At 69.9% G+C, this 22298-nt stretch carries 25 protein-coding genes; 13 read left to right on the top strand and 12 right to left on the bottom strand.

The annotated features are described in order from the left end of the window. Positions 1–21 precede the first annotated feature (21 nt). Positions 22–1380, bottom strand: coding sequence for an FAD-linked oxidase C-terminal domain-containing protein (locus tag AB0H76_RS35845; protein ID WP_357331606.1), 1359 nt, complete (start codon positions 1378–1380; stop codon positions 22–24). Positions 1381–1589: 209 nt separating this feature from the next. Here AB0H76_RS35845 and AB0H76_RS35840 point away from each other — a divergent pair, with 209 nt between their 5' ends. Then, complete coding sequence (locus AB0H76_RS35840; protein WP_357331604.1) at positions 1590–1901, top strand: hypothetical protein; 312 nt, start codon at positions 1590–1592, stop codon at positions 1899–1901. A gap of 56 nt (positions 1902–1957) precedes the next feature. Beyond that, positions 1958–2425: a GtrA family protein gene (locus AB0H76_RS35835; RefSeq protein ID WP_357331602.1), complete on the top strand. Its 468-nt coding sequence runs from the start codon at positions 1958–1960 to the stop codon at positions 2423–2425. Here AB0H76_RS35835 and AB0H76_RS35830 read toward each other — a convergent pair. Genes AB0H76_RS35830 through AB0H76_RS35820 form a run of 3 tightly spaced genes read right to left on the bottom strand, consistent with a single transcriptional unit; the run spans position 2422 to position 4351 of the window. Next, on the bottom strand, positions 2422–3060 hold the full coding sequence (locus AB0H76_RS35830) for a Type 1 glutamine amidotransferase-like domain-containing protein (protein WP_357331600.1): 639 nt from the start codon (positions 3058–3060) through the stop codon (positions 2422–2424). The genes AB0H76_RS35835 and AB0H76_RS35830 overlap by 4 nt on opposite strands. Further along, positions 3060–3893, bottom strand: a complete 834-nt coding sequence (locus tag AB0H76_RS35825) for a maleylpyruvate isomerase family mycothiol-dependent enzyme (RefSeq protein ID WP_357331599.1) — start codon at positions 3891–3893, stop codon at positions 3060–3062. Before AB0H76_RS35825 ends, AB0H76_RS35830 begins: the two co-directional genes overlap by 1 nt. Further along, a complete protein-coding gene (locus tag AB0H76_RS35820) occupies positions 3890–4351 on the bottom strand; it encodes an HIT domain-containing protein (protein WP_357331597.1) in 462 nt (153 codons plus the stop codon). The genes AB0H76_RS35825 and AB0H76_RS35820 overlap by 4 nt, the downstream gene beginning before the upstream one ends. 280 nt (positions 4352–4631) lie before the next feature. Between AB0H76_RS35820 and AB0H76_RS35815 the strand changes: the two genes are divergently transcribed. From AB0H76_RS35815 to AB0H76_RS35800, 4 genes are all read left to right on the top strand, one after another. Continuing rightward, complete coding sequence (locus tag AB0H76_RS35815; protein ID WP_357331595.1) at positions 4632–5750, top strand: Re/Si-specific NAD(P)(+) transhydrogenase subunit alpha; 1119 nt, start codon at positions 4632–4634, stop codon at positions 5748–5750. Next, a complete protein-coding gene (locus AB0H76_RS35810) occupies positions 5750–6067 on the top strand; it encodes an NAD(P) transhydrogenase subunit alpha (protein WP_357331593.1) in 318 nt (105 codons plus the stop codon). The genes AB0H76_RS35815 and AB0H76_RS35810 overlap by 1 nt, the downstream gene beginning before the upstream one ends. A gap of 3 nt (positions 6068–6070) precedes the next feature. Beyond that, positions 6071–7489, top strand: coding sequence for an NAD(P)(+) transhydrogenase (Re/Si-specific) subunit beta (locus AB0H76_RS35805; RefSeq protein ID WP_357331592.1), 1419 nt, complete (start codon positions 6071–6073; stop codon positions 7487–7489). 64 nt (positions 7490–7553) lie between these two features. Continuing rightward, entirely contained in the window at positions 7554–8165 is a 612-nt protein-coding gene (locus AB0H76_RS35800; RefSeq protein WP_357331590.1) for a hypothetical protein, read from the top strand. A 3-nt stretch (positions 8166–8168) separates the two neighbouring features. On the opposite strand, the gene AB0H76_RS35795 is transcribed toward AB0H76_RS35800, so the two are convergent. Further along, positions 8169–9389 (bottom strand): MFS transporter, encoded by a 1221-nt coding sequence (locus tag AB0H76_RS35795; protein WP_357331588.1) that lies wholly within the window; start codon positions 9387–9389, stop codon positions 8169–8171. 36 nt (positions 9390–9425) lie between these two features. Then, the gene (locus AB0H76_RS35790) at positions 9426–10283 is read right to left on the bottom strand and encodes an NAD(P)H-binding protein (protein WP_357331586.1); all 858 of its coding nucleotides are present in this window, start codon (positions 10281–10283) and stop codon (positions 9426–9428) included. A gap of 80 nt (positions 10284–10363) precedes the next feature. On the opposite strand from AB0H76_RS35790, the gene AB0H76_RS35785 reads away from it, so the two are divergent. Together AB0H76_RS35785 and AB0H76_RS35780 are read left to right on the top strand one after the other, a co-directional pair. After that, positions 10364–11350 carry an AraC family transcriptional regulator gene (locus AB0H76_RS35785; RefSeq protein ID WP_357331584.1) on the top strand — a complete coding sequence of 329 codons (987 nt, stop codon included), beginning with the start codon at positions 10364–10366 and terminating at the stop codon, positions 11348–11350. 26 nt (positions 11351–11376) lie between these two features. Further along, positions 11377–11778 (top strand): thioesterase family protein, encoded by a 402-nt coding sequence (locus AB0H76_RS35780; protein WP_357332204.1) that lies wholly within the window; start codon positions 11377–11379, stop codon positions 11776–11778. Here AB0H76_RS35780 and AB0H76_RS35775 read toward each other — a convergent pair. From AB0H76_RS35775 to AB0H76_RS35765, 3 genes are read right to left on the bottom strand one after another with little or no spacing between them, the layout of a single operon-like run. Further along, positions 11775–12578 (bottom strand): SDR family oxidoreductase, encoded by an 804-nt coding sequence (locus AB0H76_RS35775; RefSeq protein ID WP_357331582.1) that lies wholly within the window; start codon positions 12576–12578, stop codon positions 11775–11777. The two genes, AB0H76_RS35780 and AB0H76_RS35775, sit on opposite strands and share 4 nt — an antisense overlap. Positions 12579–12618: 40 nt before the next feature. Further along, a complete protein-coding gene (locus AB0H76_RS35770; RefSeq protein WP_357331580.1) occupies positions 12619–13245 on the bottom strand; it encodes an antibiotic biosynthesis monooxygenase family protein in 627 nt (208 codons plus the stop codon). A 33-nt stretch (positions 13246–13278) separates the two neighbouring features. Beyond that, positions 13279–13788: an Lrp/AsnC family transcriptional regulator gene (locus AB0H76_RS35765; RefSeq protein WP_357331578.1), complete on the bottom strand. Its 510-nt coding sequence runs from the start codon at positions 13786–13788 to the stop codon at positions 13279–13281. Between the two features lie 142 nt (positions 13789–13930). On the opposite strand from AB0H76_RS35765, the gene pdhA reads away from it, so the two are divergent. The 4 genes from pdhA to AB0H76_RS35745 all read left to right on the top strand — a co-directional run bounded on the left by pdhA (position 13931) and on the right by AB0H76_RS35745 (position 18847). Next, positions 13931–15040: a pyruvate dehydrogenase (acetyl-transferring) E1 component subunit alpha gene (pdhA, locus tag AB0H76_RS35760; protein WP_357331576.1), complete on the top strand. Its 1110-nt coding sequence runs from the start codon at positions 13931–13933 to the stop codon at positions 15038–15040. Continuing rightward, complete coding sequence (locus tag AB0H76_RS35755; protein ID WP_357331574.1) at positions 15037–16011, top strand: alpha-ketoacid dehydrogenase subunit beta; 975 nt, start codon at positions 15037–15039, stop codon at positions 16009–16011. Before pdhA ends, AB0H76_RS35755 begins: the two co-directional genes overlap by 4 nt. Positions 16012–16023: 12 nt before the next feature. Then, positions 16024–17328 (top strand): dihydrolipoamide acetyltransferase family protein, encoded by a 1305-nt coding sequence (locus tag AB0H76_RS35750; protein ID WP_357331572.1) that lies wholly within the window; start codon positions 16024–16026, stop codon positions 17326–17328. 142 nt (positions 17329–17470) lie between these two features. Next, on the top strand, positions 17471–18847 hold the full coding sequence (locus AB0H76_RS35745) for a nucleobase:cation symporter-2 family protein (protein ID WP_357331570.1): 1377 nt from the start codon (positions 17471–17473) through the stop codon (positions 18845–18847). On the opposite strand, the gene AB0H76_RS35740 is transcribed toward AB0H76_RS35745, so the two are convergent. After that, positions 18831–20039: a benzoate/H(+) symporter BenE family transporter gene (locus AB0H76_RS35740; RefSeq protein ID WP_357331568.1), complete on the bottom strand. Its 1209-nt coding sequence runs from the start codon at positions 20037–20039 to the stop codon at positions 18831–18833. The genes AB0H76_RS35745 and AB0H76_RS35740 overlap by 17 nt on opposite strands. Positions 20040–20223: 184 nt before the next feature. Between AB0H76_RS35740 and AB0H76_RS35735 the strand changes: the two genes are divergently transcribed. Then, a complete protein-coding gene (locus tag AB0H76_RS35735; protein WP_357332202.1) occupies positions 20224–21033 on the top strand; it encodes a sulfurtransferase in 810 nt (269 codons plus the stop codon). A gap of 7 nt (positions 21034–21040) precedes the next feature. Here the strand turns inward: AB0H76_RS35735 and AB0H76_RS35730 are convergent, their stop codons facing one another. Both AB0H76_RS35730 and AB0H76_RS35725 read right to left on the bottom strand, forming a co-directional pair. Then, on the bottom strand, positions 21041–21730 hold the full coding sequence (locus AB0H76_RS35730; RefSeq protein ID WP_357331566.1) for an HNH endonuclease family protein: 690 nt from the start codon (positions 21728–21730) through the stop codon (positions 21041–21043). 63 nt (positions 21731–21793) lie between these two features. After that, positions 21794–22156 (bottom strand): hypothetical protein, encoded by a 363-nt coding sequence (locus AB0H76_RS35725; RefSeq protein ID WP_357331564.1) that lies wholly within the window; start codon positions 22154–22156, stop codon positions 21794–21796. Between the last annotated feature and the right edge of the window lie 142 nt (positions 22157–22298).

Genomic DNA, 22298 nt, shown 5'->3' with positions numbered 1-22298 from the left:
GGGTTTGTTCCGTGAGTGTAGTCAGAGGATGGAACCCGGATTGAGGATGCCGTGCGGGTCCAGGGCGTCCTTGATCCGGCGGGTCAGATCCATCACATCCGGGCCGAGCTGATTCGGCAGCCAGGCCTTCTTGAGCCGGCCGACGCCGTGTTCGCCGGTGATGGTGCCGCCGAGTTCGATGGCGAGATCCATGATTTCCCCGAAGGCGCGGTGCGCTCGCGCGGTGTTGTCGGCGTCGGCGGGGTCGTGCACGATCAGCGGGTGCGTGTTGCCGTCGCCGGCGTGCGCGATTACCGAGACCAGCACCTCGTTGCGGGCCGCGATGTCGGCGATGCCGGTGACCAGATCGCCGAGCCGGGGCAGCGGCACGCCGACGTCCTCGAGCAGCAGCGGGCCGATCTTCTCCACCGCCGGGATAGCGAAACGCCTTGCGGCGGTAAAGGCTTCGCCTTCGTCGGGATCATCGGTGCGGAAAACCTCGGTGGCGCCGGCCCGTTCGCAGGCCTCGAGCATGAGCTGGGCCTCCCGGGCGGCGTATTCGCCGGGCGCGTCCGAGCGGGCGACCAGGAGCGCGGCGGCGTTGCGGTCCAAGCCCATTCGCATCTCGTCCTCGACCGCGTTGATCGCGACGGCGTCCATGAATTCGAGCATGGACGGCCGCAGCGAACCGGTGATGTCGAGGATGGCGGCGGTGGCCGCGGTGAGTGTCGCGAAGGTCGCGACCACGGTGCTCTGCGGCGGCTGCGCGGGCAGCAGGCGCAGCGTCAGCTCGGTGATGATGCCGAGGGTGCCCTCGCTGCCGACGAACAGCTTGGTCAGCGACAGACCGGCCGAATCCTTCAGCCGCGGCCCGCCGAGCCGCACCACCGTGCCGTCGGCGAGCACGACCTCCATGCCGAGCACGTAATCGGTGGTCACGCCGTATTTCACGCAGCACAGGCCGCCCGCGTTGGTGGCGGCGTTGCCGCCGATGGAGCAGAACTCGAACGAGGACGGGTCCGGCGGATACCAGAGGCCGTGCGCGGCGACCGCCTGTTTCACCTCGGCGTTGAACAACCCCGGCTGCACCACCGCGGTCCGGGTGACCGGGTCGACGCTGAGATCGCGCATCCGCTCGGTGGACAGCACGATCCCGCCGTCCAGCGCGGTCGAGCCGCCGGACAGGCCCGAGCCCGCTCCGCGCGGCACCACCGGCACGCCGTGCTCGCTCGCCCAGCGCAGGGTGGTGACCACGTCGGCGGTCGTGCGGGCGCGCACCACCGCCAGCGCCGTGCCGGCGTCGGGGTCCAGCGCCCGGTCCTGCCGATAGGAGGCGAGCAGATCCGGGTCGGTGAGCACCGTGCCCTCGGGGAGCCGGTCGATGAGGTCATGCAGGTCCACGAGTCAACGCTAGCCGCCCGCGCGCAGACCGCGGGATTGAGGGCTTACCAGCGCCGGGCGGCGCGATTAGGGTGGGTCCGGGATGTGATGTCGGACGGTCCCGGTGGGTACGCCGGAGCACCGCTGGGTCAGAATTCCGGTGCAGGGGTCGGGGACCGCTGATCGAGAGTGTGGCGCGGAGCGCGCCGCCGCCGGAGGGGACGTTTGTTATGCCAGTCGAATCGCCGCGGTATCGCGAGCTGATCGCCGCGCTGTTCGCCGACGAGTTCGCCGAGCGCGAGGTCGACGTGCCGGAGTTGCGGCGCATCCACGCCGGCCGGTTCGGCGAGTGGCTGACCGCCCTGGATCGCTCCGGCCTGTTCGACAAGGACGCGCTCGCGGCCGTGGAAGCGCAGTGGCGCGCCGACCCGGCGGTGCTGCTGGACGCGCTGCTCAGCGCCGCCGATGACGTGACCCGGCGGCGCTGGCTGCTGGCCTGGTCGGCGCTGGATCGGCCGGAGCCGCTGGGGCAGATCGGCTGAGCCGGGGTTTGCTCGCCGCTCACCTTCTCGTCATCTGACGCTGGCACCGTGGTCGTGTGCTCGATACGACCACTCCCAGCACCGGCGCGGACCGGTTCACCCGGTTCTGCGCGGCGGTGGTCGCGCGGCTGCCGTTCGGGCTCAGTCGCCTTGTCGCCCCGACCTTCCTGGGCTTCGCGCTGATCAACAGCTTCACCTTCGCGGTGGATCTGGCGCTGCTCACGCTGTGCCGCGGTGGTTTGGGTCTGCCGCTGTGGTTTTCGATCACCGTGGGCTATCTGTGCGCGTTCGGATTGGCGTTCGTGCTGAACCGCACCTTCAATTTTCACTCGCACGCGCCGGTGGGCCGGCAGGCGGCGGTCTACCTCGTGGTCGTGATCGTCAACTATCTGGCGTTCATCCTCGGCGTCGGCGCCGGTCTGACCGCGCTCGGCCTGGACTACCACCTGTCCCGGCTGCTGGCGGGCGCCTGCGAGGCGGTCTATATGTATACGGCGCTGCGCTGGGTGGTGTTCCGGCGCTAGGGAAGTACCTCCGGGTGACCCCCGTCGACAACGACGACGCTGTCGTCGGTGAGTGCCCAGTGCGCGATACCCGCGGCCGTGTAATCCGCGACCAAGCGCTTGCCGAGATCGTCGGGGTCCAGGGCCGAGCCCACGTGCGGGACGATCCGATGGTCGACCAAACCCAGCCCGTCCCACCGGGTTTCGATGCCGCAGGCCGGCCCGACCTCGGCCGGATCGTCGGTGGATTCCAGGCCGTGCAGATCCGGGGTCAGCAGGCAGGCGCCCGCGCTGTACCCGGCGTAGGCCAGCGCGTCCTCGGCCAGCAGCCGCGGCAGCACGACATCGGCGCCGCTGCGCGCGAATTGGGCGCGCAGCACGAAGGTGTTGCCGCCGCGCACCCACAGCAGCGGGAACTCGCGCAGCGCCCGCTCCAATTCCGCTGGGCGCGCGATGAATTCGCGCAGATCCAGCACCTCGGGTGCGTATCCGAGCCTGCGCAGCGGGACGAAATCGCTGGTGACCGCGGCGTCCCAGGCGTCCGGCCAGGCGTCACAGGCGTTGGGAATCACCGCGACCCGGCCGGGCGCGCCCACCAGGGCGGCCAGCCGATCGGCGTGCGCCCCGAATCGATAGCCGGCCAGGAACAGCCGCATCAGAGCGTGAAGGCCAGACTGCGGACCAGCCGGTTCCCCAACTCCTCGTCACCGGCGATCTCGATCGCGTCCAGGTGCGCGCCAGCTATGGTGCGGCCGCCGCCCAGGCGCGCGAAAAGCCCGGAGTCCAAACGGATCTGGACGGTCGGCGGCTCGTCGAAGGCCTGCACGAACCCGGCCCGGCCGTCCACGACCGCGATGCGCAGCGTGCGCGTCTGCGGGCCGGTCAGCTCGAACAGCACCCGGGAGCCGTCCGGCGCCTTGCCGAACTTGCCGACCGCGCGCGGCACCGACACCAGGAACTCCTCGAATGCCGCCGCGCCCCGCTTGCCGCCCTCCTCGACGCGGACGCCGAGCGCGTCGGCCACGTCGAGTTCGTGCATCCAGCAGTCGAACAGCCGCACCCGCATGAACCGGCCGTAGGGCACCTGCCCGATCGGCGAGGGTGTCGGCGTCGACCATTCCTCGTCGGTCAGCTCCGCCAGCGCCCGGCGCCGCCGGTCGGTGACCTCGCCGAACAGTTCCAGCAGCCGGGCGCCGGGCAGCGGCCGCAGCCGGTCGACCCAGATCTCGTTCAGCACGGCGACCTCGTTGCGCACGTGCGGCAGCGTGCGCACATCGGTCTTGGGCCGCATCGGATCGTGAGCCGGCGGCTGCTCGCCGAGCAGCCAGGATTCGGTGCCGGTGACGTGCGCGACGACGTCGAACACCGTCCAGCCCGGCAGCGGCGACGGTGTGCGCCAGCGCTCTTCGGGCAGCTCCGTGACCAGCGCGGCGATCGCGTCCCACTGCTGGCCCAGCAGTGTGGTCAGCTCGGCTCGATCCAGCGTCATGCCTGGGTTCCTTCCACAGGGTCGGTGTCTTCGGTCGGCAGCGCGGCGATTCCGGCGCGGATCGCGGCGGCGGTGCCCACCGGATCGTGCGGGCGGCGCAGCAGCAGGCCCTTGGCGAAACTCAGCTTGTCGCCGTGGCGGCGGGGGACGACGTGCAGGTGCACGTGCGCCACGGTCTGGAAGGCGGCTTTGCCGTCGTTCATCACCAGGTTCGCGCCGTCGGCGGCGAGGGTGCTGCGGCGCATGGCCAGCGCCAGCCGGTGCCCGGCCCGGAAGATGTGTGCCCCGGTGTCGGCGTCGAGGGCATCGAGTTCGGCGGCATGGACTTTGGGAATGATCAAGGTGTGCCCGCGGGCGATCGGCCGGATGTCGAGGAACGCGCAGAGCGTGTCGTCCTCGTAGACCTTGGTCGCCGGCGCGGTGCCCGCCACGATGCGGCAGAAGACGCAGTCCTTCACGGCCCAGACCATACGGCGTACGACGACAACCCGACAGTCCCGGCATGATGCGCGTCACGCTGTATGGTGCTGACCTGGCGAACCGTCCGGTCAGCGGTTTCCGGACACCGCTTGTGACGGGCATCTCAACTACCCTCACTGCAACCCGGGTACAGTTGCGAGGATTTGGGCGAACTTACTCACAAGTAGCATCGTCCAGCCCTCGTTCGCCGGCGCCGTTGCCCACCAGAGACGCGTCGTCGGGTGACGCTGAGCCAGTTCGAGTAAGGAAGTCTGACAAGTGGAGACAACGCAAAACGTAGGCGATTCGTCGCCGCGCGGAGCGCGTGTCGGAGTCGTTCGCGAATCCACCGCGGGCGAACGACGTGTCGCATTGGTGCCCAAGATCATTCCGGCGCTGCTGAAGCAGGGCGTCGAGGTCATCGTGGAGGCCGGCGCCGGCGTCGGCGCGCTCATCCCCGACGAGGCCTATGTCGCGGCCGGGGCCAGCATCGGTGATCCCTGGTCGGCCGAGGTGGTCGTCAAGGTCGCTCCGCCGACCGACGCCGAGGTGGCCAAGCTGTCCGACGGGCAGACGCTGATCGGGTTCCTCGCCCCGCGCAACGCCGAGAATCAGATCGGCGCGCTGAAAACCGCGGGCGTGCAAGCCTTCGCGGTCGAGGCGATCCCGCGTATCTCGCGCGCGCAGGTGCTGGACGCCCTGTCCTCCCAGGCCAACGTCGCCGGCTACAAGGCCGTGCTGCTCGCGGCCTCGGAATCGACCCGCTTCTTCCCGATGCTCACCACCGCCGCCGGCACCGTGAAGCCCGCGACCGTGCTGGTGCTCGGCGTCGGCGTGGCCGGCCTGCAGGCGCTGGCCACGGCCAAGCGTCTCGGCGGGCGCACCACCGGCTACGACGTGCGGCCCGAGGTCGCCGATCAGGTGCGTTCGGTCGGTGCGCAGTGGCTCGATCTCGGCATCGACGCCGCCGGTGACGGCGGCTACGCCCGCGAGCTCACCGACGAGGAAAAGGCCAAGCAGCAACAGGCTTTGGAGGACGCGATCAAGGGCTTCGACGTGGTGATCACCACCGCGCTCGTCCCGGGTCGCCCCGCGCCGCGCCTGGTCACCGCCGGAGCGGTGGAGGGCATGAAGCCCGGCAGCGTGATCGTCGACCTGGCCGGTGAGACCGGCGGCAACTGCGAGCTGACCGAACCCGGCCAGACCGTGGTCAAGCACGGCGTCACCATCTGCTCGCCGCTGAACCTGCCCGCCACCATGCCCGAGCATGCCAGCGAGCTGTACTCGAAAAACATCGCGGCCCTGCTGGAACTGATGCTGGTGGACGGCAAGCTCGCCCCCGACTTCGGCGACCAGGTGCTCGCGGATTCCTGCGTGACTCGTGAGGTGGAAGCCTGATGTACACCGGACTTCTGGCCAATATCGCGATCCTGGTGCTGTCCGGGTTCGTGGGCTTCGCCGTCATCTCCAAGGTGCCCAACACCCTGCACACCCCGCTGATGTCGGGCACCAACGCCATTCACGGCATCGTCGTGCTCGGCGCGCTGGTCACCCTGGGCAAGGTGGAGGATCCCTCCCTCGGCATCCAGATCATTCTGTTCGTGGCCGTGGTCTTCGGAACCCTGAACGTCATCGGTGGTTTCGTGGTGACCGACCGCATGCTCGGCATGTTCAAGGGCAAGAAGGCCGCCCCGGTCGAGAAGGCGGAGAAGTAAGCCATGGACAACCTCGTCAATATTCTCTACATCATCTCCTTCGGCATGTTCATCTACGGCCTGATGGGCCTGACCGGGCCGAAGACCGCCGTGCGCGGCAACTGGATCGCCGCGGTGGGCATGTTCCTCGCGGTGGTCGCCACCCTGATCGCGGTGCGCGACACCAACAACTGGATTCTGATCGTCGCGGGCCTGGTGGTCGGTGTCGCGCTCGGCGTGCCCCCGGCCCAGCGCACCAAGATGACCGCGATGCCGCAGCTGGTCGCCGCGTTCAACGGCGTCGGCGGTGGCACCGTCGCGCTCATCGCGTGGGCCGAGTTCCTCGACACCAGCGGCTTCTCCGCGTTCAAGCACGGCGAAGAGCCGACCGTGCACATCATCGTCGGTTCGCTGTTCGCGGCGATCATCGGCTCGATCTCGTTCTGGGGCTCGCTGATCGCCTTCGGCAAGCTGCAGGAGATCCTGCCCGGCAGCCCGATCGGTGTCGGCAAGCTGCAGCAGCCGCTGAACCTGCTGCTGCTCATCGTGTCCGTGGCCGCCGCGGTGGTCATCGGCATCGGCGCCTCCGGTGACGGCGCGCCGTGGTGGTGGATGGTCCTGCTGCTGGTCGCGGCCGGCATTCTCGGCCTGATGGTGGTGCTGCCGATCGGCGGCGCCGACATGCCCGTGGTCATCTCCCTGCTCAACGCGCTGACCGGTTTGTCGGCCGCCGCGGCGGGTCTGGCGCTGAACAACACCGCGATGATCGTGGCGGGCATGATCGTCGGCGCGTCCGGCACCATCCTGACCAACCTGATGGCCAAGGCGATGAACCGGTCCATTCCGGCGATCGTGGCCGGTGGTTTCGGTGGCGGCGGCACCGCGCCCGGCGCCTCCGACGGCGAGGCCAAGACGGCCAAGGCCACCTCCGCGGCCGATGCCGCGATCCAGATGGCCTACGCCAACCAGGTCATCGTGGTGCCCGGCTACGGCATGGCCGTCGCCCAGGCCCAGCACGCGGTCAAGGAGATGGCGGCCCTGCTCGAAGCCAAGGGCGTCGAGGTCAAGTACGCCATTCACCCCGTCGCCGGCCGCATGCCCGGGCACATGAACGTGCTGCTGGCCGAGGCCGAGGTGTCCTATGACGCGATGAAGGAAATGGACGACATCAACGGCGAATTCGGCCGTACCGATGTGGCCCTGGTGATCGGCGCCAACGACGTCACCAACCCGGCCGCGCGCGAAGACGCCTCCTCCCCGATCTACGGCATGCCCGTGCTGAACGTGGATCAGGCCAAGAGCGTCATCGTGCTGAAGCGTTCGATGAACTCCGGGTTCGCCGGTATCGACAACCCGCTGTTCTACGCGGACACCACCTCGATGCTGTTCGGTGACGCGAAGAAATCCGTCGGTGCGGTCACCGAGGAACTGAAAGCGCTGTAGTTCGTTTGTTGCCGGGCGGCCCTTCGCTTTCGTGAGCGGAGGGCCGCTCTGGTGTGTAGGAGAGTTGCCCGAGGAACGTATGACCTATCCGCCGAATTACGGCCCGCCGAATTACGGGCCGCCGCCGGGATATCCGCCCGCGCGCCCACCCGCATTTCCGCCACCGCCCGACACCCGGGCCAAGGTGATCAGCTGGGTGAAGGTGCTCATACCGGCGGTGGTGCTGTTCCTCATCGCGGGCGTGGTCTGGTTCGTGTTCCGGACCGGAACCCAGGCCGAGGTCGGGCAGTGCGGCAAGCTGTCGGGCAGTAGCGCCGCGGCGGAATTCGAGCCCGCCGACTGCGCCGACCCCGAAGCCAACTACGTGGTGGCCGAGAAGTTCGAGGGCGCCGACGCGGCCTGCGCCACCAGGGATTACACCAGCTACTACCTGCCGAGCGGCAACACCTACACCCTCTGCCTGCGCCTGAACGCCGCCGAGGGTGACTGCTTCAGCGGCTCCCCGGGCCGCGCGAGCACGAAGGTGGAGTGCACCGCCTCCGCCGACTTCCGGGTCTCCCGGGTCGTCCGCGGCGAGGCCGCCAGCTCGGCCTGCGGCCCCGTCGGCTCCGACGAGAACACCATCGTCTATCCGAAGCCCGAGCCGCTCACCCTCTGCCTGGTCGCCGCGAAGTAGCGCTCAGGCGCTGACCCGGGATTTCGGCGGGGCCACCACACCGGCCTGCCAGCTGCACAGCAGTAGCAGCACCAGGGGAGCGGCGAGGGCGGTGGTGAGCGGGACCAACGCGGTGAGCCAGCCGATCACGGCCGGGCCGGCGAGCAGGCCCAGGTAGCCCAGGCTGAAGACGCGCGACATGTCGGTCGCGGCGGTGCTGGAGCCCAAATTTCCCGCAGTGGTGAATATCTGGGGGATGCCGCCGGACAGGCCGATGCCGCACAGGGCCCAGCCCAGCAGGGTGAGCGGGATCCAGGGCGAGACGATGACGAGGCCGAGCCCGAGCGCGCAGATCAGGCTGCCGTAGCGCACCACGGCGACCCGGCCGAAGGTCCCCGCGATGCGATCGGTGGCGAGCCGGCCCGCGGTCATCGTGAAGGAGAACGCCGCGAAAGCCAGTGCGGCGGTGGACTCGTCGGCATCGAGATGCTCGCGGACCTGCAGGGCGCTCCAGTCCGCCGCCGCGCCTTCGCAGAGCAGCAGGACGAAGGCGATCAGCGCCAGCGCCATCACCTTCCGGGTGCGTTCCGGCACCCGGCCCCAGCCGGTCGTGGACTGGGGTTGCGGGGCCGGCGCCGCATCGGCCGGAGCGTCCGCGAGGTCGCTCGCCGCGGTGTCGCGGAGCAGCAGGGGCAACAGCGCCGCGGTCAGCACCAGGCAGACGACCGAGGAGACGCCGAGGGTCAGGCGCACGTCCCAGTCCGCGCGCTGGGCGGCGGCCCCGAGCACCGAGCCGAGGAATCCGCCCCCGGAGAACAGGGCGTGGAAGGCCGACATGATCGGCCGGCCGTAGGCCCGTTCCACATGCACCGCTTGGGTATTCATCGACACGTCGAGCGCGCCGTTGCCGAAACCGAAGCAGGCCAGCGCGACCGCCAGGGCGATCGGCCCGGTGGCCAGGCCGGGCCCGATCACCGTCAGCGCGGTGATCGCGGCGGCGGCCCCGACCAGCGTGCGGCTGCCGAACCGGTCGGCCAGCGGCCCGGCGATCCGCATGCCGATGATCCCCGCGCCCGCCAGCATCAGGATGAAGGTGCCGAGGGTGGATTTCGCGACGCCGGTCCGGTCCGTGATCACCGGGATGTGCACCACCCACAGCGCGAGCAGGAACCCGTTGAGCGCGAAGACGGTGAACACCGCCGCTCGCGCTCGCCGCAGCTGCGGACCGACCGTCGAATCCAACATCACTCGACGGTACCGACTCCCGATGCGCACCGGGGGTCAGTTCACCGCCGCCTCTTCGACCGACCACGCCCCGCTCGCCGCGGCCTCGGCGGCATAGTCGCGGAAGTCCTTGGGGGCGCGGCCGAGTGCGCGTTGCACACCGTCGGTGGTGGCGGAGTTGCGGCCGTCCAGGATGGTGCCGAACAGGTAGTCCAGCAGGCTGACGACATCGGCGGGCACCTGGTACTCGGTCAGCCCGCCGACGAACTCGGTGCGGGTGATCGGAATGTAGGCGATCTCGCGCCCGAGGGCCTCGGCGATCTCGGCGGTGGCCTGGGCGAAGGACAGGGCGCGCGGACCGGTGAGTTCATAGAGTTCCCCGGTGTGCCCGGCCTCGGTGAGTGCGGCGACCGCGACGTCGGCGATGTCGTCGGCGTGCACGAACGGCTCCGGCACATCCCCGTTCGGCAGGGCGACTTGCCCGGCCAGGATGTAGTCGGTGAACGCGCCCTCGCTGAAGTTCTGGGCGAAGAAGCTGCAGCGCACGATGGTCCAGTCCAGGCCGGAGTGCCGCACGATCTCCTCGCACTCCACCGCCTCGGGTTCGCCGCGCCCGGAGAGCAGCACCAGCTTGCGCACGCCGCTCCGCTTCGCGGCGACGCTGAAGGCCTGGATGACGTCGGGCGCGCCGGGCACGGCCAGATCGGGCTGGAAGGCGAGGTAGACCGAGTCGATACCGGCCAGCGCGGCCGACCAGGTGTTGCGGTCGGTCCAATCGAAGGGGATCTCGGCGGTGCGGGAGCCGATCCGGACCGGATGCCCGGCCTGCTGCAGGCGGGCGGCCACGCGGCCACCGGTCTTGCCGGTGCCGCCGGTGACGAGGATGCGGGGCTGGTTTGCGTCGTGGAATGTCATGACTCGATTACATCCGCGCAGGCCGAGACTCTACATAGTTCAGCCGCTCATGATCATGCGCCGGCGTCTAAGCTGGAATCGTGGATGCGCTCGCCAGCCTGCTCGAAGGTCCACGCGCCCGAGGTGCGTTCGTCATGTGTTCGCTGCTGAATCCGCCGTGGGCGCTGCGAGTCCAGGACGAGGCCCCGTTGACGGTGGTGTCGCTGATCCGCGGCACCGCCTGGATCGTGCCCGATGTGCCGGCCAGGGGCGCGAATGCCGGTGCCGCCGCGGCCAACCCGCGCCAGCTCACCGCCGGTGATGTCGCGATCTTCCGGGGCCCGCAGCCGTATACCTTCGCCGACGATCCCGCCACCGCGCCGCAGGTCATCATCCACCCCGGTCAGATCACCAAGTCCCCGGAGGGCGAGATCCTCTGCGAGACATACAGTCTCGGTACCCGGCAGTGGGGCACCGACCCGAACGGGTCCACCATGGCGATCACCGGCACCTATGAGTCGGCGGGCGCGGCCAGCCAGCGGCTGCTGCGCGCATTGCCGCCGGTCATCGTGCTGCCGCACGGCGATCTCGACGGCCGCCTGCTCGAACTGCTCGCCGACGAGGCGACCAAGGACGAACCGGCCCAGACCGCGGTGCTCGACCGCCTGCTCGACCTGGTCCTGATCGCCGCCCTGCGGGCCTGGTTCGCGCGCAACGACGCCCCGGCCTGGTACCACGCCTACAGCGATCCGCTGGTCGGCAAGGCCCTGCGCCTGTTGCAGCACAATCCGGCGCACGGCTGGACGGTCGCCAGCCTGGCCGAGGCCGTCGGGGTGTCGCGCGCCGCGCTGGCCCGCCGCTTCACCGATCTGGTCGGGGAGCCGCCGATGGCGTTCCTCACCGAATGGCGCCTCGCCCTCGCGGCCGACCTGCTGCAGGAGTCGGATTCGACCATCGAGTCGATCGCGGGCAAGGTCGGATACGGCAGTGCCTTCGCTCTCAGCGCGGCGTTCAAACGGCACTTCGGGGTGAGCCCGCGTGACCACCGGCAGGGGAATTCGGCGGCTCAGCTATCGTCGGCCGGGTGAACAAGCAGTATCCGGTCTTGTGGCCGATGCCGACGCGGTGGGCCGACAACGATCACTACGGCCACGTCAACAACGTGACCTACTACTCGTACTTCGACACCGCGGTCAACGCGTGGCTGATGCAGGCCACCGGCACCGATATCCGCGACCTGCCCGCGCTCGGCGTGGTCGCGCAGACCTCCTGCCAGTACCTGGGCTCGATCAGCTTCCCGGACCAGTTGCAGGTCGGCCTGCGCATCTCCCGCCTCGGCCGCTCCAGCATCACCTATGACCTGGCCATCTTCCGCGACGCCGACGGCACGCTGGAACTCGCCGCGACGGGCAGCTTCGTGCACGTCTACGTGGATTCGGACACGCGCAAGCCGATCGAGATCCCGGAGCTCATCCGCACCGCCGCGGCCACGCTGGTCGTCGCGGACGACGACTAGCCCACCAGCATCGCCTGGAAGCGCCGCATGCCGTCCAGCCAGCGGTCGTAGTCGGAACCCTTGTGGCGGTACATCTTCAGCACCTCCGGGTGCGGCAGGATCAGGAACGTCTCCTCGGCCACCCCCGCGATCACGGCGTCGGCGACCTGCTCCGGCGTGAGCACGGCCCCGGCGGTTTTCACGGCCTTGACCGCGAGTTCGGCGGCTTCCGGATGGTCCGGGATCAGGTCGCCGTGCAGCAGCCGGGTGTCCACGCCCATCGGGCAGACGCAGCTGACGCGAATCCCCTTGTCCCCGTAGGTGACCGACAGCCACTCGGCGAACCCGACGGCGGCGTGCTTGGTGACCGAGTACGGGGCCGAACCGATCTGGGTGAGCAGGCCCGCGGCCGAGGCCGTGCTGACGAAGTACCCGCTGCCGCGCTCCAGCCAGCCGGGCGTGAGCAGGCGGGCGGCGCGCACATGGGCGAGCACGTTGACTTCCAGTGCGGCCGACCACTGTTCGTCGGTGCTGTCCAGCCCCGGCCCGCCGCCGATGCCCGCGTTCGCGAAATACAGATCCACCGGCCCGAATTCGGCCTCGGCCCGCGTGATGAGTTCCTGGATCACCCGATCCTGGGTCACGTCGCCGCCGACAGCCACGGCGTTCGCGCCGATCGACGCCGCGACCCGCTCCGCGTTGGCCGCGTCCAGATCGGCGACGACTACCCGGGCCCCGCCGTCGGCCAGCCGCCGCGCGAGCGCCGCCCCGATCCCCGCGCCGCCCCCGGTAACAATCGCAACCTTGCCCGAAATCTCCATTCCCGCACCCTAGCGCCCGGGAGTTTCCGGGTGCGGGGCATCACGCCTCGGGAAATCGCGCCACGATCTCGTACAGCGCCGGGTTCGCGGTGGCGTACGCCGGTGCGGCCGACAGCCGCTGCTGGAAGGCCGGATTCGCGCCCGCCGCCCGCCAGGCATCGGCGCTGTCCCAGTGCGCCACGTTCACCAGCGCGAACTGTGCGCCCGGCTCGGTCGTCCGGTGCAGCCGGTTGTCCCGGAAACCCGATGCGTGCGACATCAACTCGGCGCGCCCGTGCCAGTGCGCGATGAATTCCTCGACCTTCTCGGTCGGCAGTTCGAAGGCATTGACGAAGGTGATTCCGTCCCCCTGCGGCGCCGCGTCCGAACGATATTCGGCGGCCACCTCGTAGGTGCTGCCCTGGACGATCGCGTACTCGCCGGACGACTGCGCCGAGGCCTGAAACCTGTTGTCCGCCAAGGCCGCGTCCCGGTCCGCGCGCGAGGCCCACTCGGCCACCATGACGAGCGGCAGCGGGCCGTCCTGCAGCGCCCGGTGTAGCCGCGCGCTGCGAAAACCCTTGGCCTTACTCGCGATTGCGGCGCGCTCGCGCCACTGCGCGGCGAAGTCGTCGAACCGGTCGGCGGGCAACCGGGTCGTGTCGATCACGATGAACGAAGCACTCATACCGTCATCTTGGAACCTCGAGGACGCTCGAGGTCAAGGTGTATCGCGATTTCCGCCGGAGGCGATGCGGTCCAGCAGGGGCGCGGTGCGCGGACCCACCAGTTCCCGCATCACCAGCGCCATGTTGGTGCGTTCCACGCCGGGGATCTTGAGGATCTGGCCCGCGATCCGGTACAGGTCGTCGGCGTCGCGCGCCACCACCCGCACCGTCAGATCGGTCAGGCCGGTCATGCCGCACACCTCGGTGACCTCGGGCACCTCCGCCAGTGCCTCCACCACGGCGTCGAGCTGATGCTGGTCGACGACGACCGCGACGAACGCCGACAGCGGATAGCCGAGGGCGCGCGGGCGGACCCGGCGTTCGAAGCTGCCGAGCACTCCGCTGGCCTCCCAGCGCGCCAGCCGGGCCTGCACGGTGTTGCGGGACAGGCCGAGCCGGGTCGCCAGCTCCACGCCGGTCGCGCGCGGGTTGGCCACCAGCTCGAGTAGGAGCCGGGCGTCGGTGGCGTCCAAAGTGGGGTCGGCGGGTTCTCTACTGGACATATGCGCAGTATGACATCAGGTCCCGCGCGACTATTGGGCATTCTGCTCAGAGCGATCATGGCCACTTGCGCACTTCGCCAGGTCAGGCATGCTGTGAGGTAGAGCACACAATGCTCGGCTCTGTTGGTAGGAGGCGATCCCTTTGCCGGAGCGGCCCGCGTACCCGGTCCAGCTGATCCAGCCCGACGGCCGCCGCGTCTTCGACCGGGAGCATGCCGCTCTCGTCGCCGATATCGGCCCCGAGCGGTTGCGCGCGCTGTACGAGGACATGGTCGTCAGCCGCCGCATCGATACCGAGGCGACCGCGCTGCAACGGCAGGGCCAGCTGGGATTGTGGCCCCCGCTGCTCGGCCAGGAAGCCGCCCAGGTCGGCTCGGCCCGTGCCCTGCACCCCGACGACTACGTGTTCTGTAGCTATCGCGAAGCCGCCGTCGCCTACTGCCGCGGCGTCGATCCGGGTGAGCTGACCCGGCTCTGGCGCGGCGCTGCCCACTACTGCTGGGATCCGGACGCGGTGCGCATGACCAACCCGAACATCGTGGTGGGCGCGCAGGGCCTGCACGCCACCGGATACGCCTACGCCGCCCACCTGGACGGCGCGGAGATCGCGACCATCGCCTACTTCGGCGACGGCGGCAGCAGCCAGGGCGATATCGCCGAGGCGCTGGGTTTCGCGTCGAGCTGGAGCGCGCCGGTGGTCTTCTTCTGCCAGAACAACGGCTGGGCGATCAGTGCCCCGGTCCGGGTGCAGAGCGCGACCCCGATCGTGCGGCGCGCCTACGGTTACGGCATCCCCGGAGTGCAGGTCGACGGCAACGACGTGCTCGCGGTGCTGGCGGTGACCCGGCAGGCGGTCGCGCGGGCGCGCAGCGGCGGCGGCCCCTCGTTCATCGAGGCCCTGACCTACCGGATCGGTCCGCACACCACCGCCGACGACCCCACCCGCTACCGCGCCGCCGCGGAGACCGAGGAGTGGCGGCGGCGCGATCCGATCGACCGGGTGCGCCGGCTGCTCGAACGAGAAGACCTGTACGACAGCGACTTCGAGCGCCAGGTCGCCGACCGGGCCGCCGCGGTCGCACATCGGGTGCGCACCGCCACCATCGAGATGCCCGATCCGGAACCGGCGCGGCTGTTCGACCACGTCTATTCGACCCCGCATCCGCTCATCGCCGAGGAGCGGCGGGCGTACCTGGAGTACCTGGCCGGCGATCCCGGGGAGGCACCTGTGCACGAAGGAGTCCGCGCATGATCACCACCTTTGCCGCCGCGCTCAACGCCGGTCTGCGCAAAGCCCTGGAGGACGACCCGAAAGTCCTGCTGATGGGGGAGGACATCGGCCGCCTCGGCGGCGTGTTCCGGGTGACCGACACGCTGCAGAAGGACTTCGGCGGCAACCGGGTGGTGGACACGCCGCTGGCCGAATCCGGCATCATCGGAACGGCTTTCGGCATGGCACTGCGCGGGTACCGGCCGGTGTGCGAGATCCAGTTCGACGGATTCGTCTACCCGGCCTTCGATCAGATCGTCTCCCAGGTCGCCAAGATCCACTACCGGACGCAGGGAAAAGTGAAGGCCCCCTTGACGATCCGCATTCCGTTCGGCGGCGGTATCGGTTCGGTGGAGCATCACTCGGAATCGCCGGAAGCCTATTTCGCGCACACCGCCGGGCTGCGCGTGGTCGCGCCGAGCAACCCCGGCGACGCGTATCACCTTGTCCGCCAGGCGATCGCCCTGGACGACCCGGTCATCTTCTTCGAACCCAAGCGGCGCTACTGGGACAAGGCCGACGTCGATTTCGGCGCCCCGCCGGAGTTGCCGATGGACCGGGCCCGGGTGTGCGCGGTGGGGACCGACGCCACCCTCGTCGCCTACGGCGGTACCGTCGCCACCGCGCTCACCTCGGCGAAAATTGCTGCGGAAGAAGGCCATTCGCTGGAAGTGATCGATCTGCGCAGTCTGTCGCCGATCGATTTCGACACCATCGAGGCCTCGGTGGCCAAGACCGGACGGCTCATCGTGGTGCACGAGGCACCGGTCTTCGGCGGCCTCGGTGCCGAGATCGCGGCCCGGATCACCGAGCGCTGCTTCTATCACCTGGAGGCGCCGGTACTCCGCGTCGGCGGGTTCGACATCCCCTACCCCCCGGCTAAGCTCGAAAAACACCATCTGCCCGATCCCGATCGCATCCTGGCCGCGGTCGACCGCTCGCTCGCCGCCTGAGAGGTGTCACCAGTGCCCGACGACAGCCACGTCCTGGAATTCCGGCTACCGGATCTCGGTGAGGGCCTCGCCGACGCCGAATTGCAGTCCTGGGCAGTGGCGGTCGGCGACACGGTCGAGCTGAATCAGACCATCGCGGAGGTGGAGACGGCCAAGGCCGTGGTGGCGCTGCCCTCGCCGTTCGCCGGGGTGGTCGTCGAGTTGCTGGCCGAGCCGGGGGACACGGTCGAGGTCGGCGCCCCGCTCATCCGCGTGCGCAGCGCGGAGGGCAAGCCCGCGGAGCGGACGTCGGTATTGGTGGGATACGGGCCCGAGGGTGAGGCGGTCTCGCGCCGCCGTAAGCCCGCGGCTACGGCGAAAGAGGCTGTCGCCGAACCGGAATCACCCGGGGAAGTACGCGCGGCGGCGACCCCCGCCGCGCGCAAGCTGGCCAAGGAGCTGGGCATCGACCTCTGGTACATCGCGGGCTCCGGGCCCGAGGGCGCGGTCACCGTCGAGGACGTGCGCACGGCCGTCCCCGTCTCCCAGCCCCGCAAGCCCGCCGCCCACGGCACCGCCGACCCCGCCGGCCACCGCACCGGCGCCCAGCGGAACGGCGGTCTCATCCGGCCGCCCGACCGCGAGCAGCGCACCCCGATCGGCGGCGTGCGCAAACGCACCGCGGCCGCCATGGTGGCCAGCGCCCGCACCATCCCGCAGGCCAGCACCTTCGTCACCCTGGACTGCACCGCGTCGATGGAAATGCTGGACCACCTGCGCACCACCAAGGCCTTCACCGGCTTGACCCTGACTCCGTTGACGCTGGTCGCCAAGGCCGTCCTGGTGGCGATCACCGACTTCCCGGCGATCAACGCCTCCTGGGACGAAGCCGACCAGCACATCATCACCAAGCACTATGTGAACCTGGGCGTCGCCGTCGCCACCGACCGCGGGCTGCTGGTACCCAACCTCAAGGACGCCGAGTCGGCCAGCCTGCGTGATCTGTGCAAGGAATTCGGCTGGCTCGCCGAGACCGCGCGTTCCGGCAGCGCCACACCGGTCGACCTGCGCGGCGGCACCTTCACCATCACCAATGTCGGCGTCTTCGGCGTGGATGTCGGTGTCCCGCTGGTCAACCCGGGCGAAGCCGCCATCCTCTGCCTCGGTTCGATCAGCAAGCGCCCCTGGGTCGTCCGCGACGAACTGGCCGTCCGCTGGGTGACCACCCTGGGCCTGAGCTTCGATCACCGCATGGTCGACGGCGAACTGGCGGCCCGGTTCCTCGCGACCGTCGCGGGCCTGCTCGAGGATCCCCTCACCCTGCTCAGCCGCAGCTAGCTTTGGTCTACCTGCACATCCGCGAGCGGGTGTGCAGGTAGCACCTCCAGTGTGCGATCCCACACCGCCGTCCGTGGTGATGTCACCTGGGGGAAACAAGAAACGTGCGCTGCGCGTAACTCGTGCCCGTTACCACTTGTCTATGGCAGAAGCAGCACATCCCGTGGACACCCGGTTGCCGTTCGGGCGGCAACTGGCGTTCGGCATCCAGCACGTCCTGATCATGTACACCGGGTGCATCACGGTGCCGCTGGTCTTCGGTGCTGCGGCCGGGCTGGACCGGGCGACCGTGGCGCTGCTGATCAGTGCCGACCTGCTGGTCGCCGGCATCATCACGGTGATCCAGAGTCTCGGCGTCGGCAAGCTCGCGGGCGCGCGCCTGCCGATCATCTGCGGGGCGACCTTCGTCGGGCTGAACCCGATGATCCTGATCGCCAAGGAGTACGGGCTGCAGGCGGTCTACGGGTCGATGCTGGTGGGCGGTGTCGTCGGTGTCGCGCTGGCCTATCCGTTCGCGAAGGTGGTGCGGTTCTTCCCACCGCTGGTGACCGGGACGGTGCTCACCGTCGTCGGCGTCTCGCTGATCGGGGTGGCCGGTGGATTGATCATCGGCACCAATCCCAAGGCGCCGAGCTTCGCCTCGCCGTCGCATATCGGCCTGGCCGCCGTGGTGGTGCTGATCGCGGTCGGCTTCATCTGTCTCGGGCGCGGGGTGTGGTCGCAGCTGGGCGTGCTCATCGCGCTGGTCGTCGGCATCGTGATCGCGATCCCGATGGGGTTGGTCAGTGCCGAGGGCATCGGCGACACCGCGTGGCTCGGAGTGCCGCAGCCGTTCCATTTCGGGGCGCCCGAGTTCCCGGTGACCGCGGTGGTGGCGATGAGCATCGTCATGGCGGTGGTGTTCGCCGAGTCCACGGCCAGCATGCTCGCGCTCAGCGAGATCACCGGCAAGCCGATCAGCAACGGCGATCTGGCCCGCGGCCTGGTCGGCGACGGGCTCTCCGGTGTGCTCGGCGGCATCTTCACCGCGTTCGTCGACACCATCTTCAATCAGAACGTGGGTTCGGTGGCCGCCACCCGCGTCTTCAGCCGATACGTGACCGCCGTCAGCGGCCTGATCCTGATCGTGCTCGGCGTGGTGCCGCGGATCGGCGCGGTGGTGGCGGCGGTGCCCAAGCCGGTGGTCGGCGGTGTCGGGCTGGTGCTGTTCGCGACGGTCACCGTGGTCGGCATCCAAACGCTGCTCCGGGCCGATCTGTCCGATCGGATCAACGCCACCATCGTCGCCGCGGCCGTCGGCGTCGGGCTGCTGCCGGAAATGGCGGGCGAGATGTTCGCCAAGTTCCCCTCGTCCGCGCAGATCCTGCTGACCAGCGGCGTAACCCTGGGCGCGGGTACGGCTTTCGCCCTGAATCTGCTCTTTAATCACACCCGGCTGGGCAGCCGGGCCCGCGGTGCGACCGAGGTGAAACCGGCGGTGGCCACCGCCGAGCCGGTACCGGTCACGAACGCGGGGTGAGCAGCTTTCGCACGACGAGACCGGCGAGCAGCGCCCAGAACGCCGCGCCGACACCGAGGAATCCGACACCGGAGGCCGCGATCAGGAACGTGACGATCCCGGCCTCACGGTGTTCCTCGGCGCGCAGCGCCCCCGCGAGCGCGGCCGCCAAGGTGCCGAGCAAAGCAAGTCCCGCAACGGTTTCCAGGGTGCCGCGCGGCGCGGCGGCCACCACCGCGACCAGTGCGGCCGAGCCGAGCGCCAGCAGCAGATAGGCGCCGCCCGCCGAACAGGCGGCGATCCAGCGGCGTTTCGGATCCGGATGCGCGGCGGGCGCCGCGGACAGGGCCGCGCTGATCGCGGCCAGGTTGATCGCGTGCCCGCCCGCCGGCGCGCCGAGCACGGTCCCCAGGCCGGTGACCGTCATGGCCGAGCGCCACGGCACCTGATAGCCGAACGACTTCATCACCGCGGTCCCCGGAATGTTCTGCGAGGCCATGGTGACGATGTACAGCGGAATCGCGACCCCGATCATGGCCTGCCAATTCCAGTGCGGCAGCGTGAATTCCACGGTCGGCACCAGCGCCGAGAGGGCCAGGCGCCGGTCCTCGACCGCGATGCTGATCCCGGCCCCGATCGCCGCGGTGACGAAGGCCGCGAGCACCGCCCAGCGCTTGGCGTAGCGCTGGAGCACCAGCCACACCACGATCACCGGCACCACCACCGCCGGACTCGTCCGCACCGCCTGCACCGGCGCCAGGCACATCGGCAGCAGCACCCCGGCCAGCATCGCCTGCGCGATCTCGACCGGAATCGCCGCGACCAGATCGCCGAGCCGCTGCCACCACCCGGTGATCACGATGAGCACCCCGGTCAGGGCGAACGCGCCCACCGCCGCGGCCCAACCCCCGGCCACCACACCGGTACTCGCGAGCAGCGCCGCACCCGGCGTCGACCAGGCCAGCGTGATCGGCATCCGATAGCGGTAACTCAGCAGCACGATCCCGACCGCCTGCGTCACGCACAGCGCGAGCAAGCCCGACGCCGCCTGCGCCGACGTCGCGCCCACCGCCGTCAGTCCGGCCAGCACCACCGCGAACGAACTGGTGAACCCGACCAGCGCGGTCACCACCCCGGCGCCCAGCGGCTGCCCCAGCCCGACCTCGGCGACGGGCGGATCGGCTGCTTCGACCGGCGGAGAAACCTTGGACATTGCCCGAATCCTGCCCCCGCGCCGCCGCCCTGTCCCCGTCCAATCCGGCGAAACTGGCCTGAAACCGGTGGTCAGGTGCGGGCGGGCCGATCGGGACGCCCGCGGCGAGCCGGGGACGTAGCATCGGGGCGTAAGCAGTGGGGTATCGCGGAATTCGACACGAGGAGCTGGGTTGGTCGCCGTACTGATTTCGCCGGTTGAGCTTCGAGAAGCATTGGCGGACAAGCGGGTCCGGTTATTGGATGTGCGCTGGGCGCTGGGCGACCCGGACGGCCCGCAGCACTATCTGGACGGCCACATTCCCGGCGCGGTCTTCGTCGATCTGGAAACCGAACTGGCCGCACCGGCCTCGCCCGCCCGCGGCCGGCACCCGCTGCCCGAGCTGGCGCGGTTGCAGAATTGCGCGCGCAGCTGGGGCATTCGCGCCGGTGACGCCGTGGTCGTCTACGACGCGACCGGCGGCATGGCGGCGGCCCGCGCCTGGTGGCTGCTGCGCTGGGCGGGCCTGGCCGACGTCCGCATCCTCGACGGCGGGCTGCCCGCCTGGGAGCAGTCGGGCGGCGAACTGGCCCGGGGCACCGAGCCCGATCCGGAGCCCGGCGATGTCACCCTGAGCCCGGGCCATCTGCCCGTGGTCGACGCCGACGCCGTCGCGAGCTGGGACGGCCTGCTGCTCGACGCGCGGGCCGGCGAGCGCTACCGCGGCGAGGTCGAGCCGGTGGACCCGCGCGCCGGGCACGTCCCGGGCGCGGTCAGCGCCCCGACCGCCGAGAACCTGGACGGCGCCGGGCGTTTCCGCAGCACCGACCAGCTGCGCGAGCGGTTCGGGAACCTGGGTTCCGGCCCGGTCGCGGTCTACTGCGGTTCCGGCGTCACCGCCGCCCATCAGATCGCGGCGCTGGCGGCGGCGGGCATCGAGGCGGCTCTGTACCCGGGCTCGTGGTCGCAGTGGTCCAACGATCCGAAGCGCCCGGTCGCGGTCGGGGCCGAATAGCCGCTGATCACGGGCAGGTGCGGGCGACCCGGGCCAGCGCCGCGTTGTCGGCGGCGGTGATGGGCAGGTCGTACCGCACCGCCGCGGTCAGATACTTGCCCGCGTAGAAGCAGTGAACGGCCCGGGCGGGCGGCAGCCACGCCGACGGCGTGCTGTCGCCCTTGGACTGATTCACCCCGGCGGCGGTAGCCAGCAGATTGACCTCGACATCGTTGGCGAACGCCACCCGCCGCTCGGCCGGCCAGCTCGAGGCTCCCATATCCCAGGCGGCGGCCAGCGCGTAGACGTGATCGATCTGGATCGCGCGCGCGTCTTCCTTGCGGAAGTCGGCGCGGCGCCCGGTGTAGGGATCGTCAAGGGCACCCGACAGCACCACGCAATCCCGGGTGCCCGGCCGGAATGTCACCGCCGCGAGCTGTTTCGCCAGCACGTTGTTGCGGGTATCGCAGCCGTCGTGCCCGCTCGGCCCGTCGTAGTCATCGGTCCAGGACTCCCCGAAGACACAGCCCTGCCCCGATCGGCAACCCCGTTCGTAGCCACCGGGATGCGGGCGCTGCGCGATCACCCGCACCGAGGCGAGCAACTGCTCGACGTGTGCCCGGGTGGGGCTGCCGGGCGCGACGGGGTCATCGCCGAGGCCGGCGCAACCGGCGAGGACGAGCGACAACGCCACCAGCAGCCACCCGCGAATGCCCACGCACGCAGTTGTACGCCGCGGCACCGACACACACCGGCCGGCGGCGCGGCGCTGCCGGACCGTTCACAACCAGGCGCGGGTGAGCAGTTCGTCTTCGGCCGCTTCGACCGCGCGCGGCGGGAAGCGGGTGGCCGCGATGGTCTGATGCCGGGACCCGTCGTGCCCGATCACCCACGAGCCGCCGCGTTCCTGGCATTCGGCGATCTTCGCGAATGTCGTGAGCAAGAAGGTGATGGCGTCCGCCGGCGCGGGTGTGCGGGCCAGGCGCTGGGATTCACCGGGACGGGAGAGATCCAGCCAGACGCCGGATTGACCGTCCAAGCGCATGCCGACGATTTTTCCGGCATCGACAAAGGTGAATTTGCGCCGCTCCCACGGAGTAGTCGGCGTGAAGCTCTGCTCGAGAACTTGGAGCAGAATCGTCATGCTGCTGCCCTGCCTTTCTAGGCTGGGGGATTACCGCGAATTTGCGGTTCTGATGCTATGACCAGGGGATATTCCAGTATGGGCCGCCGGGGCGGATTAATCCAGAGCCGCCACAGATCGGCTGTCGGTGCCACCTGATTGG

Source organism: Nocardia sp. NPDC050712 (genome assembly GCF_040654295.1).
Lineage (GTDB): Bacteria > Actinomycetota > Actinomycetes > Mycobacteriales > Mycobacteriaceae > Nocardia.
The sequence above is the reverse complement of the archived record's forward strand: the minus strand, read 5'-3'. Positions and strand labels throughout refer to the sequence as shown.